Source organism: Corallococcus sp. NCSPR001 (genome assembly GCF_017309135.1).
Classification (GTDB): domain Bacteria; phylum Myxococcota; class Myxococcia; order Myxococcales; family Myxococcaceae; genus Corallococcus.
Genome location: NZ_JAFIMS010000002.1, coordinates 3,627,214 through 3,643,998, shown reverse-complemented (window position 1 = coordinate 3,643,998; position 16,785 = coordinate 3,627,214). Strand labels below are relative to the sequence as shown.

Below are 16,785 nucleotides of genomic sequence, written 5' to 3'. Positions count from 1 at the left end.
GGGCCCGTTAGGAAACTCCCGTCGCGCCTGGCCATGTGCGCGATACCGGCACCGGAAGGAGCGGGTCTCCCCCGGCCCGCTCCCGGTGCCGGTCCTTTCACTCGTTCAATGGCGGACACCTGGTACGACGCGGTGGTGGTGGGCGCGGGCTTTGGCGGCCTGGGCACGGCGCTGGAGTTGTGCCGCCGGGGCGCCCGCGTGGCGCTGTGCGAAGGGCTCAACTACCCGGGCGGCTGCGCGAGCACCTTCCGGCGCGGAGGTTTCGCCTTCGAGTCCGGCGCCACGCTGTTCTCCGGCTTCGGTGAGCATCAGCTCTTCGGCCGGTGGATCCGCGAGCATGCGCTGGACGTGACGGTGGACTGGTTGGATCCCCTGGTGGAGCTGCGGACCCCGGGGATGCGGCTGCCGGTGCACCGGGACCGGGAGCGGCTCATCGCGGAGCTCTGCGCGTTGCCCGGCGCGCCCGTGCAGGGCGTGCGGCGCTTCTTCGAGTTGCAGGGACAGGTGGCCGGTGCGCTGTGGCCCTTGTTCGATGACCCGGACCTGTTGCCGCCGTTGAACCTGAAGACGCTGATGCGGCACGCGGGGCGCGCATGGTCGTACGCGCCGCTGACGCGGTGGCTGGGCCGCCCGTTGGGCGCGGTGCTCGCGCGGCATGGGTTGGAGGGCTTCACGCCGCTGCGCACCTACCTGGATGCGCTCTGTCAGATAACAGTGCAGTGCTCCGCGGCGGAGGCGGAGGCGCCGTTCGCGTTCGCGGCGATGGACTACTACTGGCGCGGCACGGGCCATGTGCGGGGCGGCATCGGACGGTTGGCGACGGCGCTGACGAAGGCCATCACCGCGCGGGGCGGCGACGTGCTCATGGCGAACCGGGTGCGCGCGGTGACGCCGGTGGATGGGGGCTGGAGGGTGACGGCGCGCAGGGGTGAGCTGCTCGCGCGGCATGTGGTGGCCAACACGTTGCCGCAAGGGCTGCGCACGCTGCTGGATGTCCCGGTGGGCCGGATGCCCCGGGTGGATGCGCTCGCGGAGCGCGTGGACGACGGCTGGGGCGCGGCGATGCTGTACCTCGTGGTGCGGCCTCCCGAGGGTGACTCCGGCGCCGCGCATCACTTCGAGCTGGTGCGCGACGAGCAGGCCCCCTTCATCGAAGGCAACCACCTCTTCGCCTCCGTGAGCGGGGCTTCGGACGAAGGCCGGGCGCGGCCGGGACAGCGCACGGTGACGGTGTCCACGCATGTGTCGTTGAAGAAGCTCGCGGGCATGGCGCCGGAGGAACAGGCGGTGTACTTCGCCGGGCTCCATGCGCGGATGCGCGAGAACCTGGACGCGCTGCTTCCGGAGTGGACGGCCCACGTGGTGCACGCCATGACGGGCTCGCCGCGCACGTTCCAGCGCTTCACGCTGCGGGAGGCCGGCGCGGTGGGCGGAGTGCCCCGGCGCGCGGGATTGGACAATTACCGCATCCTGGGACCGTTCCAGGCGCAGCGCGGCGTGTGGCTGGTGGGGGACTCCGTGTTCCCGGGTCAGAGCACCCTGGCCACCGCGGTGGGTGGCGTGCGCACCGCGGCAAGCATCGCCGCGGCGCGCTGAAGCTTTGTCTGACCCAAACCGCGTATGGTTCGTGCCCCCTCACGGAGGACACATGCGCACGTTCTTGATTGGTGGTCTGTTGGCGATGGCGGTGGGCTGTGGCGGTCCCATGGAGCAGGAGTCCGAGCCGAACCTGGCCACGCAGGAGGCGACGCTGCCGGACTGCTCCAACGAGCCGAACGCGAATCTGCACCGGTACTACAGCGACGCGGCGCATACCCAGCTCATTGGTGAGTATGGTTGCTATTGCGGCGGGCTCTACTACTGGGGCGGCCGGTCGGTCTATTCGGAGTACATCCAGGAGTGCTGAGCCGTTGAAGGCAAACCTAAGCCACTCCCGAAACCACGGAAGGGGCTGAGGTCCGCGTCTCCGCGAGGATGCGCGCCGATTCCACGGCGGCGTCCTCCGGCCGGACGCTGGTGTCCGAGATGCCGGCGATGAGCCGGGTGCGGTCGTGGTCCACCGCGCCCGGCTTCGCCCAGGTGTCCGCGTCCGGCGCGGTGAGGTATGCGGAGAAGGCGTGGTGCCCGGAGCCGGGGCGCTCGCCAATCACATGCACCAGGGCACACGGACGCGCTTCCCCTTCCGCGCCGAACAGCAGGTGGCCCACCTGGTAGCCCGCGCGCACGCGGCCGTGCTTCACCACCAGCACCTCCGGCGCCACCCTCCAGCCTGTCGCCTCCAGCTCCGCGCGCAGTCGCGCCAGGAACGGCGCCAGGTGGCCCTCGTCCATCAGCGACCGGGGGTCCAGTCCGTCCGACACGACCACCTGCGCGTCGTACCGGCCCGCGTGCCGGTCGCGCAGCGCGCGCACCGCCGCCTCCGAGGCCTCGCCCAATGACTCGCCGGACGGCGGGTGCAGGATGTAATCGCGGCGGTCCAGGGAGCGCGTCTGGAGCCGCGCCGCGCCCGGGATGGACTCCACCGCCGCGTCGGACAGCTCCGACCAGAGCCCCACCTTGCCGTCGTCGTAGAGGCCGCGCACCTCCCGCTCCAGCGCGGGCTCCGGCGTCCAGGGCGCATCGCCGTGCCCCACCGCCAGCGGCACGCCCCGGGCGCGCACCTCCGCCATCTTCGCTTCCGCCTCCGCCCGCAGCGCCGCATCCGTCCGCGTGTCGCCCTTGGCCCGGCGGTAGTGCACGTAGACGTGGGCGGGGTCTCCGAAGTGCCTCGTGGGCCGGCCGTCCGCGCTGATGACGCCCAGGCGCTGGAAGAAGGCCCACATCCGGTCGTCCACCTTCAGGCCGTACCGCTCGCGCAGCCGCACGTGGTCCTGGAAGGACGTGGTGAGGTAGCTGAGCATCGGATCATTCCGCGTGGGCAGCGCCATCAGGTACGCGGGCCCGGCCTCCGCGAGCTGCTCCTGGCACCAGCCCAGGTCATCCAGCGTCACGTCCATGTGCAGCGTGGAGCACACGTCCAGGCCCAGCGTGAGGCCGTGCAGCTTGCCCATCACGATGTCTTCCAGGCAGCAGCGCACCAATTGCTCGCGCGTGCGGAAGACCTCCGGGCCAATGAAGCCCGCCACGTCGTTGACGTGCACCCACGGCGCCGCGTCCCGCCCCGCGCCCGACTGCGCCAGGGCCACGCGGCGCTTCAGGGCCCGCGCGAAGCCGTACTTGCGCGACTCGTGGATGAGCATGTCCGTGCCGAAGTGGTGCCCGTTCGTCGCGTCCGCGCCCTGCCCCGTCTCGAAGTACAGGCCCCACTTGCCGGTGCGCGCCGCCGCGTGCGCCACCATCTTCTCGATTGTCACGTCGAAGGTGCGGTTGGCCGCTTCGTTCCCACCGAGGCTCTGGAACCAGATGCCCGTGGTGCCCGGCCGCTGCGCCTCCACCTGCGCCTGCACGTCGATGTGCGCGAGCACGCAGTGGGGCAGCACCTCCTCCAGCCCGAACGTCACCAGCACGTCGTGCAGCGCGGACTCCACCGCGGACACGGACGCCACGTCCGAAGACACCGGGTTGGTCCCCAGCACCACGTCGCCCACCGCGAAGGACCACCCGTTGAAGACCTGCCAGCGGATGTCCTCCGGATGATCCGTGGGCGAGTTGGGCTGCAAGCGCGCGCCCAGGTAGCCCTTCGCGCCCACGCGGCTGCCTGGCAGTGGATGGAAGATGCGCCCACCGACTGTCTTCAGCTCCGCGTCGCTCATCAGCTTCACGACGCACGCGATAACGTCACTGGGCAGTCCGTCCAGGACGTCATGCACCTGGGACTCCGGCGCGGTGAGTAGGAAGTTCTTGAGCTTTCCCAGCGTCCAATCCGCCACGCGCTTCCAGCGCGCCGCGTCCCAGGCCTCCAGGTTGAAGACATACAGCCGGTCCTCGAACGGAGGATGCGCGTGCAGGTCGTCCAACCGCGTGCGCGACAGCAGGGTCCGCGCGTTGCGCCGCGAGTCCTCATCCGCCGCCGCGACGCCGATGGCCTCGTCGCCTTCCTTGAACGCATTCGCCGCGCCCAGCACCTGCTGATACAGGCGCGCGTCGAAGCCGCCGCGCAGGCGCTGCACATAATCCAATACATCTTCATGGGGGAGGACGCCGGGGACGCGGACGTTCATGGGGCCATCAGATTTAACCGGCGGCCCCGCCGCGCCACCATCCCCCGAGGGCGCTGTCGCCTGCGTGACGCCCGGACGCCTGCCCGCGACGATGCTTGGTGTTGCAATCGTTGGTGCCCTGAAAACTCAGCCGCCGTTCTTGCCCGGCACGCAGCCCGCAGGAGGCTTCCAGGTGAGCAACGCGTCCACCCGTGCGTCCTGGACCTTCGACACACCCTCCGGTGCGTCGATGCGGTTGACGCCGGGCTCACGCGTGAAGTCGAGCTCCCGGACCGGGACGGGCAGTGCCGGGCAGCCCTCCTGCAACGTGGCTTCGGCCTCGCGCATGAGCACGTTCGCGTGGTCCTCGCCCGCGGCCCACGAATTGGGATACGTGAACGTTCCCGACAAGAGCTCCGCGCCCCCGGGAGGAAACCACTTCCAGCTCAGCTGCGTCTGTGCCGTGGAGCCACCGAAGACCCCGCCGGCGACTCCGCCCAGGATGCCGTCATCGGTCGCGGGCCATTCGACGCGGAGGCCCTTGGGCACCGGGATGCGCACGGCCTCCACCTGCACCCGGTCATCCACCTCCGGCGCCAGCAACAGCATCCACAGCAGTTCGCGGAGCCGCTCCGGCGACACGCGCCCCACCTTCACCCCGGACCGCCGCGCGGCATTCGTGGCGGCTCCGTCCACCTGGCCGTCGGACTTCAACGCCAGGCCGGAGCAGCTGCTCGAGCGGTACAGGGTCCCCGTGGCCAGATGGTAGGCGTCGAGTTGATCACAGAAGTTGTAGTGGCCTCGCCGGCCCCGGATCACCAGCCAGCCGTCTGTCGGTGCGCGGATGCGGCCCAGCGGCAGCACCGTCTGGACGTTCCGCGCGTCCGGGTCGAGCGCCAGACAGACCCGCCAGGCCTTGTAGCGGCTCCGTGAAGGCTGCTTCCGGGCCTCCTTCATGCAGTCCGTCGGAGGCGGCGGATCCGCGTCGAATGTGCCCGGACGACGGTTCTCCGGGCGGAAGGCCTTCTCCGCCCGCGCTCGCCAGGCTTCGGTCTCCGCGCCGCACTCACCGGCGTTCAAGGGACACAGCAGGGATGCCAGCCGGTGCTTCGGTGACGACTCGCGCGCCAGCACGACGCGAAGGTCCGGAGGAATGACGACGGTCTGTGCTCCGGCGCGGCCCAGCTCCAGTTGGGACGTGAAGTACGCCTTGCCTCCGTCGCGCCACCACGTCTTCAACGCGAGCGCGGGCGCGACGGTCTCCTCGTCCCAGGACAGCGGCTCCCGGCCCTCCTCCGCGCGGGCGATGCCGAAGCAGCGGTGGCTCAGCAGGAGCATGAGCCCCGACCGCGCCTCCTCCACCTCGCCATCCATTGGGAGCGCCTCCATCCGCGCGTCGAACGCGGACAGCTCCTCTCGCGCCGCCTGCCAATCGGCGGAGTCCGGCGGACACGGGACGATGCGCTTCGCCTGCGGGGGCGCGGCCGCCAGCAACCAACCCAGCCCGAACGATGCGATGAGGGACACGGACATGCCCGCCATGGCAGCCGCTCCGGGGCTCGGACGTCAAGCCGCGCGGTGGCGCCCTACTCGTCGAGGAGGGCCGACCAGAAGCGCACCAGCTTCAGCGACTCCATCACGCTGGCCTTCCGGTCCATCTCCGCGTGGGTGATGAGCGGCGTGGGCAGCAGGTGCACGCGCGTGTGCGGCTCCAGCGCGCGCGCCAGCAGCGTGGATTCGATGGCGGGGATGACGGAGTCGTCCATCCCGTGCAGCAGGTACACCGGCGCACTCGGCGCGGGGGAGCGGTCCGGCGACAGCGACGGGTCTCCGGCGAAGTCCTTCACGAAGGGCAGCAACCGGGGCCCCAGAGCGGCCACGTCGCGCGTGTTCACCTGGTGCAGCAGCGTGGCGGCGGGCTCCGGCAACGTGGCCTCCATCGCGCGCGCCTCCGCGAACGCGGCCTCCGCCTGCTTCGAGTCCACGAGCGTCAGGTGCGACGCGTGCATGAACTTCAGGACGCCGCTGCGCAGGGCCTCCACCTGCTCCGGCGGCACCAGCCGGTCCGCGACGTTCAGCAGGATGACCACCACGCCGTAGTCGTGCGGTGTGCGGTGCGTCCCGTCCGCCTGCACGCCCGTGCACAGGAAGGACAGCACGCGGGAGAGGTCGCCGTGTCCTCCGAAGGACAGCACCGCGGCCACCTTGTCGCGCAGCGCGGGCCGGCCCGCCGCGACGACGGACAAGCCTCCGGAGAAGCTGATGCCGAAGAGGTCCACCTTCCCCTCCGGCGCCAGTGAGCCCGGCCCCAGCGCCCACAGCGCCGTCTCCTCGATGATGTCCGGCAGGCACGGCGTGATTTCGTAGCGCAGCAGGTCCGGCGGCTCCGGCGTGAGCACCGGATGTCCGCCCATGGCCAGGTCCTCCGCCAGGCGCACCAGCCGGGGCTCGTCGATGCCCGCCGCGTGCACGCCCGACGTGAGCACGATGAGCCGGCCCCTGCGCCGGTCCGGCTGGTAGAGCCGCGCGCGCACCGGCCCGTGGTGCGTGGGCACGCTCAGGTCCGCGACGCTGAAGGCCCCGGTGCCGTAGCGGCTGGCCAGGGCCGTGGCCGGGGTGCCGTGCATCCCCGCCGCGCGCAGCACGAAGGACAGCCCTCGCAGCTCGGGCGGCAGCAGGAAGAAGGCCGCGACCAGCAGGGCCGCCAGCACGGCCCCCAGTGTCCAGCGCGTCCGGCGCTTCATTGCATCAGGGTTTCGACGAAGGTGCACAGCTGGTCGCGCTCGAAGGGCTTCTCCAGCAGCTCGCGCGCGCGGCGGCCCACGAACTCACGGGCCTGCGGGTTCACCCCGCCCGTCATCAGGCCGGTGCGCGGCGCCAGCTCCGGCGCCAGCCGCTCCAGCTCCACCAGGAAGTCCATGCCGCTCATGCCCGGCATCATCAGGTCGCAGAGGATGGCGTCGAACTTCTCGCCGTGCGACAGGCGCTTCAGGGCCTCGCGCGCGTCCTGGATGACGTGCACCTCGTAGAGGTTGCGCAAGAGGCGGCTCACCGCGCTGCCCACCGCCGGCTCGTCGTCGATGAGCAGCAACCGGCGCAGGTCTCGCGTCGCGCGCACCGGCTTCGACGCGGGCTCTTCCGTCACGGCCGGGGCGGCTTGCGCGGACCGGGCCGCTTCGGGCGGCAACGTGAGCGCCGGCAGCTCCACGCGGAAGAGGCTGCCCTGTCCCTCTTCGCTGGCCACCTCGATGTGGCCGCCCATCGCGTGCACCAGCGTGAGGCAGATGGACAGGCCCAGGCCCGTGCCGCCCTTGGGCGAGCGCGTGGTGAAGAACGGATCGAAGATGCGCTGGCGCACCTCCACGGGCATCCCGCGCCCATTGTCCTCCACCTCGATGAGCACGTGGCCCTCGCGGCCCGGACGCACGCTCAGCTTGATCAGGTTCTCTTCCGGAGCCCTGTCGCCGAAGGCCTGGAGCGCGTTGGTCAGCAGGCCGGTGACGACCTGCGCCAGGCGACCCTCGTTGCCGTGCACCGCGGCCACCGGCTCCAGGTCGCACGCCATGCACGCGCGGTGCTGGAGGTCGTCGCGCATGAGCTTGACCGCGTTCTCCACCGCGCGCCGCACATCCACCGGACCGTGCTGCTCCTCCTCCGTGCGCGAGAACGTCCGCAGGTCGCGCACGATGGAGCGCACCCGCCCCGCGCCCTCCAGCGCCTCCGCCACCACCTGCCGCAGCTCCTCCAGTTGCTCGGGCGGAACGGGGAGCACCGGCTGCGCCACGCGCTCCCAGAGGTAGGCCAGGTTGGAGGTCACGTACGAGAGCGGGTTGTTGATTTCATGCGCGACACCCGCGGCCAGCGTGCCCACGGACGTCATCCGCTCCGCCAGCCGCCGCTGCGTCTCCAGGCGGGAGCGCTCGGTGACGTCGCGAACGAGCCCCACGAGGAAGCGCTCGCCGTTGGGCAGCATGTACGCGGCCCGCTGCGTGAGCACCTCGCGCGAGCGGCCCTTCGCGTCGGTGAAGGAGCCCTCGTCCTCCACGGTCTGCCCGGTGGTGAAGGCGCGCTCGTCCTGGCGCCACGACGCCTCCGCCTCGTGCGGCGGCACCTGCGCCGAAGTGACCGTGCCGCGCAGCGCTTCAGCGGGTTGATCCAACAGGCGGCAGTAGGCGTTGTTCACCGCCACGAGCCGGTGCTCGCGGTCCTTGATGAACAGCGGCTCCGGCACCGCGTCCAGCGCGCCCTGGAACATGTCGCGGGCCCGCCGGAGCGCCTGCGCGTCCCCGTCCGAGGACCTGCGCCGCAGCGCCACGAGCCTCGCGCCCCAGCGCGTGCCGGGCGGCGTCACGCACTCGTCCGCGCCCGCGGACACCAGCGCCTCCGCCTCCTCGCCCTCGCGCTTCGTCAGCACCACCAGCCAGGTCCGGGTCTGCAACCGGCGCGCATGCGCCCACTGGCAGCGCGCCTTCACGGCCTCCAGCGGGCCGCCATGGTCCCACAGGACGAGGAGCCCTTCGGGCAGCGGCTCCGGCGGGGACTCCACGCGGATCACCCGACACGCGCGCCCTTCGGCCGTGGCGCAAAGGTCGCGCTCCACGTCCTGGGCCACCGGGGCTGGGACCGCCACCAGCATTGCGTGCACCGCGTCGCTCCTCGCGCCCCGCGGGATCATTCCACCCGCGTCGCCCGACCGCATTGCAGCCTTGACCGCGCCAACCCGTCAACGCGGGGCCGCGCGGACTGCCCGTAGCCCATTTCCGGGTCGGGTGGGACTCAGAATTGCAGTGAACCGCGCGCGATGACGCGGGGGCCTACCTTGCAGGAAGGTAGGAGCGAGCAGCGCTCGCAGTGCTGGGGCAGCGTCTTCGCCGGGCAGGCGCCACTCATGCCGTAGTGACACAGAGCAAAGTCATACCGGACCGGATCTTCTGGATCGAGCGCCCGCAGCGAGGCCGTCACCTCCTCGGCGGTCCGCCAGGTGAGGTCCGTCCGCTGCGTCAGTCCCAGGTGCAGCGCCATCCGTCCAATGTGCGTGTCCAGTGGGACCAGCAGTGCTGAGGCGGGCACCTGCTTCCAGATGCCGAAGTCCACCGCGTCCGGTCCGCGCACCATCCACCGCAGGTACAGGTTGAGGCGCTTCGCGGCGCCCGGCCCCAGCGGCGAGGGCAGCAGGTGATGCAGTCCCCGCTCCGGCCCCATGGCCTTGCGGAGCGCGGCCATGGGCACGTCCCGCAGCGCGGCGGTGAAGGCCGCGAGCGCCCCGTGCAGCGTGCCGCTCGCCTGGAAGCCGCGCACGAACAGCGCCTCCAGGCTGCCGTGCTCGCGCAGCGCGCGGCCCATGCCCAAGAGCAGCACCGCGAGGTCGGTGCCCACGTTGAAGCGGTACACGAAGCCCGTGAGCAGCGCCTTCGCGCCCTTCACGTCCAGCGCGCGCACGAAGGCCGCGGGGGACGGCCCCATCTGTTTCAGGAGCGCATCCACCTTCGGGCGGAAGAGGTCCGCGCGCCCGTAGGCCAGCGCCGCCGCGAGCAGCGCGCTGACCTCCACGTCGCGTGGATCCGTGTAGCGGTGGGGGAACTCCACCGGGTCGAACCCGATGCGCGCCGTCTGATCCATGGACGCCAGGAAGGCATCCAGGCGGGGGCGCAGGAGGTCGGCCGCCTGGGTGCTCAATCCTGTATGGGCGACACGGCGCTTCTTCATCACGCGACCTGTCTTAACGCGTGAGCTCGCGCACCGCGTGGCCCAGCTCCGGGAGGATGAGCGCGTCCAGCGCCAGCCGCACCGCCTGCGGCGAGCCCGGCAGCGCGAAGAGGATCATCCCCTGGTACGTGCCCGCCGTGGCGCGCGACATCATCGCGGGGCTGCCGATGCGCTGGAACGACAGCATCCGGAACAGCTCGCCGAAGCCGGGCAGCTCCTTCTCGAAGAGCGCGCGCAGCGTCTCCACCGTGCAGTCGCGCCGGCCAATGCCGGTGCCGCCCGTGAAGAGCACCGCGCGGGCCCCCGCCGCCTGCGCCTGCGCGAGCGCGCCCCGGATGGCCTCCGGATCATCCTTCACCACCGTGTGCCCGGCGACGGTGTGCCCCGCGGCGGCCAGGCCCTCGCGCAGGTCCTTGCCGCTGCCGTCGTGCGCTTCGTCCCGGCTGTCCGAGCACGTCACCACGTACGCGCTGACATGCACCGGCGCGCGCGACTTGTGCTCCGCCGCCACCGGGGAGCCCTCGTGCGAGTGCCCGTGGTCATGACCGTGACCGTGGTCATGGTCGTGCGAATGGTCGTGGTCGTGCGAATGCCCGTGGCCGTGGTCGTGTGAATGGCCGTGGTGGTGGTGGTGATGGCCATGACCGTGGTCATGGTCGTGATCGTGTCCGTCGTGTCCCATGTTGGACGCTCCTGGAGGCGGAAGGCTCAAACGTCAGGCAGGTCGACGACGAGCGTTCCGTCCTCGACCGTGAGTTGCACGGTCGGCTGGTCATCACAGACGCCGGGCGAAGTCGCGTTCTTCCCCGAGTCCATGTCGAAGCCGACCTCATGACAGGGGCACACGACCATGTTGTCCTCGAGGCGTCCGCCCGACAGCAGACATCCGGCGTGGTTGCACCAGTCATCGAGGCCCTTGTAGCGGCCGTGGATCTTCGCGATGCAGACGTTGCGCTTGCCGATTTCGTAGCCCCGCATCTCCCTCTCGGCGAAGTCCGCGGGTCCCAGCTTGATCTTCGTCATTGCGTTCCTTTTCCCACAACCCGTCCGGGCCTGCACCCCCGTTCCCCCGGCATTAATTTCCCGACCGTGACTCCCGACGTGACACCCTCCACCGCCGTGCTCACCGACAAGGCGGCCGTTGCCCAGCTCCTGAGGGACATGTCCCTCCTGCTCCAGCTCCAGGGGCAGAGCGGCTTCCGCGTCCGCGCCTACGACATCGCCGCGGACCGCATCGCGAACCTGCCGCAGGACCTGGGCGCCATCGTCACCGAGGGCCGCCTGCAGGAGCTCCAGGGCATCGGCCCGGGGCTCGCCGAGAAGCTCACCGAGCTGGTGACGACCGGCCGCATGACGGCGTTCGAGGAGCTGAAGGCCCAGTTCCCCGCCGGCCTGCTGGAGCTGATGAAGCTGCCGGACGTGGGCCCGAAGAAGGTGGCCGCCCTGTGGAGCGAGCTCCAGGTGGGCAGCGTCGAGGACCTGGAGCGCGCCTGCAAGGACGGCCGCGTGCGGGAGCTCAAGGGCTTTGGCGCCAAGAGCGAGACGAAGCTCCTGGACGGCATCGCCGTGTACCGGCGCGCCCGGGGAGAACGGAAGCTGTTGGGTGAAGCGCTCCCCATCGCGGAGGGCCTGCTGGAGCGGATCCGCCAGGCCCCGGGCGTGGTGCGCGCGAGCCTGGGCGGCAGCGTGCGCCGCCGCGCGGAGACCGTGTCCGACGTGGACCTCATCGCCTCCGCGAAGGAGGCGGGGCCGGTGCTGGACGCGCTCGCGAACGCGCCGGGCGTGGCCACGGTGATTGGCAAGGGCGACAGCAAGTGCTCCGTGCGCATGGTGCAGGGCGACCTCCAGGTGGACCTGCGCGTGCTGCCGGACGAGGACTTCGCCACCGCGCTGCACCACTTCACCGGCTCCAAGGCGCACCACATCCGGCTGCGCAACCTGGGCCACGAGAAGGGCCTCAAGATTTCCGAGTGGGGCGTGCACCGCGAGGACGGCACCAAGCTCCCCGTCCCCGACGAGGCGACGCTGTACCGGCTGCTGGGCATGCAGGAGGTGCCGCCGGAGTTGCGCGAGGACAACGGCGAGGTGGAGGCCGCCCGGGCCGGGAAGCTGCCGGAGGACCTGGTGACGCTGGAGGACGTGCAGGGCGCGGTGCACGCGCACAGCACCTGGTCCGACGGCCGCAACTCGCTGGAGGAGATGGCGCGGGCGGCCCAGGCGCTGGGGCTCAAGTACCTCACCATCACCGAGCACAGCGAGGCGGCCATCCACGCGGGCGGCCTCAAGGTGGACGACCTCAAGCGGCAGTGGGAGGAGATCGACCGCGTGAACGCGGCGGTGCCCGGCGTGCGGCTGCTCAAGGGCATCGAGGTGGACATCCTGGAGTCGGGCGCGCTGGACTACGCGGACAGCGTGCTGGAGCAACTGGAGGTCGTCATCGCGTCCATCCACGTGCGCCACTCCATGGACGAGGACCAGATGACGCGCCGGGTGCTGGCCGCGCTGGACAACCCGCACCTGCACATCCTGGGACACCCCACCGGGCGCCTCATCCAGAGCCGCGAGCCGTACGCGCTGCGCATGGAGGAGGTGCTGGAGCGCGCCCGGGAGCGCGGCGTGGCGGTGGAGATCAACGGCAAGCCGGCGCGCCTGGACATCAAGTCCGAGTACGTGCGGCAGGCCGTGGGGCTCGGGGTGAAGCTGGTGGTGAGCTGCGACGCGCACCGCCAGGAGGACCTGAAGAACCTGGCGTACGCGGTGGCCACGGCGCGCCGGGGCTGGGCGCGCAAGAAGGACATCCTCAACACCCGGTCCGCGGAGAGCTTCCTCGCCGCCTTGCGAGAGCGCTGATAGGCTTGCGGGCGCGCAGATGTTCCGCCCGTTCCTTCTCGTCCCCGCCCTGCTGTGTCTCCTCCTGGCCCTGCCCTCGCGGGCCGGCGCGGAGGCCCGTCCGTCGCGCGCCGACCTCCAGCGCGTGCTGGAATTGCACGCCCGCTCGTCCGTGCGCGTGCGCGGCCCCCAGCACGCGGGCCCCGGCATCATCGTGGGCGCGGATGGCCAGGTGCTCACCGCCGTGTCGCTCGTGGGCCCCGACTCCGTCCAGGTGGTGCACGCGGGCAACGCCCTGACGGCGCGCGTGGTGCTCTCCAGCACGGCGCTCCAGGTCGCGGTGGTGGCGGGTCCCCAGGGCACGTGGCCCGCGGTGCCGGTGCGGCTGGTGCCGGAGGGGCTCGCGGGGCGCTGGGTGGTGGGCGTGATGCCCGCGCGCAAGAAGGGCCAGCGAGACACGCCCAGGGCCGCGGTGGCGAAGGCCGCCCCCGCGCCGTTCTTCGACGTGGCCCTGACGCTCGCGCCGGGCAGCCCGCTGTATGACGGGGACGGGCGGCTGGTGGGCGTCGTCGTCGAGCGCCGGGGCCGCGGGGTTCGCGCCCTGCCCCTGTCCGCGGTGAAGGCGGAGCTCGCCTCGGCGGACGCGCCATGAGCCGGCCTTCGGGGCCCCCGTTCAAGGTGAGCGCGGTGCAGGAGGCCATGGGCCTCTGGGCGCTGGGCTTCCTGGGCATCATCGCGGCGTTCCTCATCGCCGGGGGCACCAGCGTGCCCAAGCTGGTGGCCACGGTGGGCTTCCTCTACCTGCCGCTCATCCCCATGCGCTGGCGCGACGAGGACTACCGCGACTACGGCCTCACCCTGCGCGCGTGGAGGCAGGACCTGAAGCTGTTCCTGGTGATGTGCGCCATCGTGGGGCCGCTGTTCTTCGCGGGCTTCGCCGCCTTCGTGCAGGTGGTGCCGCACCTGCCGCCCGGGCTCGCGCGCCACCTGACGCCCATCATCGGCGAAGGCCACTTCCAGCCGCGCCTGCCGCCGCGATTTGGCGAGTGGGTGATTGATCAGCTCTTCGTCGTGGCCCTGCCGGAGGAGTTCTTCTACCGGGGCTACCTCCAGGCCCGCCTGCGCGACGCGTGGCCCCAGGGGCGCGTGGTGCTGGGCGCGCGGCTGGGGCGCGCCTTCTGGGTGACGGCGCTCCTCTTCGCGCTGGGCCACCTGGCCATCTTCCAGACGTGGAGGCTGGCGGTGTTCTTCCCCGCCCTCCTCTTCGGCTGGATGCGCGAGCGCACCGGCACGATCGTCGGCTGCTCGCTCTTCCACGCCGCCTGCAACCTCTACGTGCGCTTCCTGGAGGTCTCCTTCTTCGGCGGCCCGTAGCGGCCCCTTCAGGACGCCGGCAGGTGCTGGACCTGGAGGTCCGCGCCCACCGTCAGCGTCGTGCCCTGCGGCAGCTCCACCCAGCCCTGGGTGCGCGTCACGTGGCTGGCCACCACCACCGTGCGGCGGCGGCGATGCGCGCCCACCTCCGGGTGCGTCTCCGGCGTCGCGGGAGTCACGCCGCAGTGGGCGCACTCCGCGCTGCCCTCCAGGCGCGTGTAGTAGAGCGGGGATTCGCCGCGACGCGTGGCGGCCAGCACGGTGCCATTGGTGGCCACCATGTTGAGCGGTGGCATGCGCCGCTGCCCCACCTGCACGAGCGCGGCCTCCACCTCGCGCACCGTGTCGCGCAACACGCGGCCAGCGACGGCCGGCCCCAGGCGCGGATCATCCGTGCGGCCCAGCTCCCGCAGGTGCGTGAGGAACAGGGCGAAGAGGACCTCGCTGTCGGTGGGGCCGCGCACCAGCCGCCGCAGGTGCTCCGGCACGCGCGACAGCAGCGGGGCACGCAGGGGCTCGAAGTCCGGCAGCGGCCCCTGGTGGGCGAACAACCAGTGGCGGACCCGGAAGGGCTGGGTGTTCTCCTCGGGCGACAGGCCGAGCGGCAGCCGGTTCGCGTGGAAGAGCACGGCCTCTGATTCGTGTGGCGGTCCCAGGTCGTCCAGCGTGAGGTCGCGGTCCGGTGCCAGGCGGCGCAGGAGCACTTCCTCCTGGGCATAGGAGCCCACCCCCAGCGCGTTGGCGTGAGCATCCGGGCGGAGGACGACCTGCCCGGTCAGCCGGTGCAGCTCGCACCGCAGCAGGTTGGGGTCCGACGACAGGGCGGCGAGGATGGCGGACATGGAGAGTTCCCCCCTTCACCCCTAGGGATAAGGTCCATGGAACCCCGGTTCAGCGACGCGAACCCGCTCCCCTGCTCTGGCGCTAAGCCCTTGAAATGGCTGGCATTTGATCAGTCATTGAATTGACACCCCGGAACGTGGAGCCTAACCTCCGGGCGCTTCCCGACCGCCCTCTTCCCAGAGGAGCCGGGGTGCAGGTCTTCACCGGAGACGGAATGGCGGACGACATCGCAATCGGCATCGACCTGGGCACGTCGTACTCATGCGTGTCGGTCGTCCATGAAGGCCAACCCACGGTCATCCCCAACGAGTGGGGCGAGACGACGCATGCCTCGTGCGTGTCCTTCCTGGAGGAAGGGTCCGTGCTCGTGGGCAACGCGGCGAAGAAGAACATCATCACCAGCCCCGAGAACACGGTGTACTCGGCCAAGCGGCTCATCGGCCGGTACTACTTCTCCGACGAGGTGAAGAAGGCGCAGGCGGTGATGCCCTACCGCATCGTCGAGGGCGACAACAACTCGGTGCGCATCGGCGTGCGGGAGCGCAGCTATTCGCTGCCGGAGATCTCCGCGCTGGTGCTCAAGGAGATGAAGGCCGTCGCGGAGACGTACCTGGGCCGCGAGGTGCACAAGGCGGTCATCACCGTCCCCGCGTACTTCAACGACAACCAGCGCCAGGCGACGAAGGACGCGGGCCGCATCGCGGGGCTGGAGGTGCTTCGCATCCTCAACGAGCCCACGGCGGCGGCGCTGGCGTACGGCTTCGGCCGGGACGTCAACCAGCGCGTCGTCGTCTACGACCTGGGCGGCGGCACGTTCGACGTGTCCATCCTGGAGATCGGCAAGGACGTCTTCGAGGTGCTGGCCACGGCGGGTGACACGTACCTGGGCGGCGACGACTTCGACGACCGCATCATGACGTGGATGGCGGACGACTTCCTCAACCGCACGCGGCTGGACCTGAGGCAGAACAAGTACTGCCTGCAGATGCTGAAGGACGCGGCGGAGAAGGCGAAGATCGACGTGGGCCAGTACGGCACCGCGGACATCCTGTGCGCGGGCATCTGCCAGGACGCCAACGGCAACGTGATGGACCTGCGCAACACGCTCAACCAGGACCAGTTCAACCGGATGGTGATGGACCTGGTGCAGCGCACGTTCAAGGTCTGCGACGAGGCGCTCCAGAGCGCGCGGCTGACGGCGGCGGACATCGACGCGGTCATCCTGGTGGGCGGGCCCACGCGGCTGCCCATCATCCGCAACTCGGTGAAGCACTATTTCCAGAAGGATCCGCTGGAGGGCATCAACCCGGATCAGGTCGTGGCCATGGGCGCCGCGCTCCAGTCGCACGCGCTGCTCGACAGCAAGACGGAGACGTTCCTGGTGGACGTCACGCCGCTGACGCTGCGGATTGGCACCGTGGGCGGGTACACGGAGAAGATCATCGACAAGAACACGCCGGTGCCCATCGACCGGTCGAAGACCTTCACCACCAGCCGTGACGGGCAGGAGAAGGTGAAGATCCGCGTGTACCAGGGTGAGTCCAACCGCGCCGAGGAGTGCGAGATGCTGGGCGAGTTCGAGTTCTCGGGCTTCCGCATCGGGTATCGCGGCGAGGTGAAGATCGAAGTGACGTTCGAGATCAACACGGACGGTCTGGTGAACGTGTCCGCGTGCGACGTGGAGACGGGACAGAAGACGTCCACGACGATCACGTTGTCGTCCGGCATGACGGAGGCGGACATCCAGCAGTCGATCCAGTCGAACCGCAACACGCGGCTCGCCGGCCACAACAGCAGCGACCTGCCCGCCGTGGCCAACTAGGCACCGCCGATGTCCGAGCCTTCCGATCCGAACTCTGGCGCACCGCCAGGGCCCGCCGTGCCCCCGGCCCCC

General features: G+C 70.8%; 14 protein-coding genes. 6 read left to right on the top strand and 8 right to left on the bottom strand.

Features of this window, described 5'->3' with window-relative positions:
* Positions 1-108: 108 nt before the first annotated feature.
* Positions 109-1,596, top strand: coding sequence for an NAD(P)/FAD-dependent oxidoreductase (locus tag JYJ93_RS16835; RefSeq protein WP_206792512.1), 1,488 nt, complete (start codon positions 109-111; stop codon positions 1,594-1,596).
* 52 nt (positions 1,597-1,648) lie between these two features.
* Complete coding sequence (locus JYJ93_RS16830; protein ID WP_206792510.1) at positions 1,649-1,906, top strand: hypothetical protein; 258 nt, start codon at positions 1,649-1,651, stop codon at positions 1,904-1,906.
* A 16-nt stretch (positions 1,907-1,922) separates the two neighbouring features.
* Here JYJ93_RS16830 and eutB read toward each other — a convergent pair whose 3' ends face one another.
* The 7 genes from eutB to JYJ93_RS16795 all read right to left on the bottom strand — a co-directional run bounded on the left by eutB (position 1,923) and on the right by JYJ93_RS16795 (position 10,868).
* Entirely contained in the window at positions 1,923-4,160 is a 2,238-nt protein-coding gene (eutB, locus tag JYJ93_RS16825) for an ethanolamine ammonia-lyase subunit EutB (RefSeq protein ID WP_206792508.1), read from the bottom strand.
* A gap of 126 nt (positions 4,161-4,286) precedes the next feature.
* A complete protein-coding gene (locus tag JYJ93_RS16820) occupies positions 4,287-5,681 on the bottom strand; it encodes a hypothetical protein (protein WP_206792506.1) in 1,395 nt (464 codons plus the stop codon).
* A gap of 44 nt (positions 5,682-5,725) precedes the next feature.
* A complete protein-coding gene (locus JYJ93_RS16815) occupies positions 5,726-6,883 on the bottom strand; it encodes a hypothetical protein (protein WP_206792504.1) in 1,158 nt (385 codons plus the stop codon).
* A complete protein-coding gene (locus JYJ93_RS16810) occupies positions 6,880-8,838 on the bottom strand; it encodes an ATP-binding protein (protein ID WP_206792502.1) in 1,959 nt (652 codons plus the stop codon). Before JYJ93_RS16810 ends, JYJ93_RS16815 begins: the two co-directional genes overlap by 4 nt.
* 77 nt (positions 8,839-8,915) lie before the next feature.
* Entirely contained in the window at positions 8,916-9,845 is a 930-nt protein-coding gene (locus JYJ93_RS16805) for a TIGR02757 family protein (protein ID WP_206792500.1), read from the bottom strand.
* A gap of 13 nt (positions 9,846-9,858) precedes the next feature.
* On the bottom strand, positions 9,859-10,326 hold the full coding sequence (locus JYJ93_RS16800) for a molybdenum cofactor biosynthesis protein B (RefSeq protein WP_120594536.1): 468 nt from the start codon (positions 10,324-10,326) through the stop codon (positions 9,859-9,861).
* A 227-nt stretch (positions 10,327-10,553) separates the two neighbouring features.
* Positions 10,554-10,868, bottom strand: a complete 315-nt coding sequence (locus tag JYJ93_RS16795; RefSeq protein WP_014398081.1) for a Rieske 2Fe-2S domain-containing protein — start codon at positions 10,866-10,868, stop codon at positions 10,554-10,556.
* A gap of 66 nt (positions 10,869-10,934) precedes the next feature.
* Between JYJ93_RS16795 and polX the strand changes: the two genes are divergently transcribed.
* From polX to mrtX, 3 genes are read left to right on the top strand one after another with little or no spacing between them, the layout of a single operon-like run.
* A complete protein-coding gene (gene polX, locus JYJ93_RS16790; RefSeq protein WP_347402696.1) occupies positions 10,935-12,695 on the top strand; it encodes a DNA polymerase/3'-5' exonuclease PolX in 1,761 nt (586 codons plus the stop codon).
* 19 nt (positions 12,696-12,714) lie between these two features.
* Positions 12,715-13,326 carry a serine protease gene (locus JYJ93_RS16785; RefSeq protein ID WP_206792498.1) on the top strand — a complete coding sequence of 204 codons (612 nt, stop codon included), beginning with the start codon at positions 12,715-12,717 and terminating at the stop codon, positions 13,324-13,326.
* Positions 13,323-14,048 (top strand): myxosortase MrtX, encoded by a 726-nt coding sequence (mrtX, locus tag JYJ93_RS16780; protein WP_206792496.1) that lies wholly within the window; start codon positions 13,323-13,325, stop codon positions 14,046-14,048. Before JYJ93_RS16785 ends, mrtX begins: the two co-directional genes overlap by 4 nt.
* A gap of 8 nt (positions 14,049-14,056) precedes the next feature.
* On the opposite strand, the gene JYJ93_RS16775 is transcribed toward mrtX, so the two are convergent.
* The gene (locus JYJ93_RS16775) at positions 14,057-14,890 is read right to left on the bottom strand and encodes a class II glutamine amidotransferase (RefSeq protein WP_206792494.1); all 834 of its coding nucleotides are present in this window, start codon (positions 14,888-14,890) and stop codon (positions 14,057-14,059) included.
* Positions 14,891-15,105: 215 nt separating this feature from the next.
* Between JYJ93_RS16775 and dnaK the strand changes: the two genes are divergently transcribed.
* Positions 15,106-16,713, top strand: coding sequence for a molecular chaperone DnaK (gene dnaK / locus JYJ93_RS16770; protein ID WP_206792492.1), 1,608 nt, complete (start codon positions 15,106-15,108; stop codon positions 16,711-16,713).
* Positions 16,714-16,785 lie beyond the last annotated feature (72 nt).

Bases quoted from the DNA above. Each gene is read 5' to 3' on its own strand.
- JYJ93_RS16775 (WP_206792494.1), bottom strand. From the start codon at position 14,890: ATGTCCGCCATCCTCGCCGCCCTGTCGTCGGACCCCAACCTGCTGCGG.
- JYJ93_RS16815 (WP_206792504.1), bottom strand. From the start codon at position 6,883: ATGAAGCGCCGGACGCGCTGGACACTGGGGGCCGTGCTGGCGGCCCTG.
- JYJ93_RS16835 (WP_206792512.1), top strand. From the start codon at position 109: ATGGCGGACACCTGGTACGACGCGGTGGTGGTGGGCGCGGGCTTTGGC.
- JYJ93_RS16830 (WP_206792510.1), top strand. From the start codon at position 1,649: ATGCGCACGTTCTTGATTGGTGGTCTGTTGGCGATGGCGGTGGGCTGT.
- eutB (WP_206792508.1), bottom strand. From the start codon at position 4,160: ATGAACGTCCGCGTCCCCGGCGTCCTCCCCCATGAAGATGTATTGGAT.
- dnaK (WP_206792492.1), top strand. From the start codon at position 15,106: ATGGCGGACGACATCGCAATCGGCATCGACCTGGGCACGTCGTACTCA.
- JYJ93_RS16820 (WP_206792506.1), bottom strand. From the start codon at position 5,681: ATGGCGGGCATGTCCGTGTCCCTCATCGCATCGTTCGGGCTGGGTTGG.
- JYJ93_RS16810 (WP_206792502.1), bottom strand. From the start codon at position 8,838: ATGCGGTCGGGCGACGCGGGTGGAATGATCCCGCGGGGCGCGAGGAGC.
- mrtX (WP_206792496.1), top strand. From the start codon at position 13,323: ATGAGCCGGCCTTCGGGGCCCCCGTTCAAGGTGAGCGCGGTGCAGGAG.
- JYJ93_RS16795 (WP_014398081.1), bottom strand. From the start codon at position 10,868: ATGACGAAGATCAAGCTGGGACCCGCGGACTTCGCCGAGAGGGAGATG.
- JYJ93_RS16805 (WP_206792500.1), bottom strand. From the start codon at position 9,845: ATGAAGAAGCGCCGTGTCGCCCATACAGGATTGAGCACCCAGGCGGCC.
- JYJ93_RS16785 (WP_206792498.1), top strand. From the start codon at position 12,715: ATGTTCCGCCCGTTCCTTCTCGTCCCCGCCCTGCTGTGTCTCCTCCTG.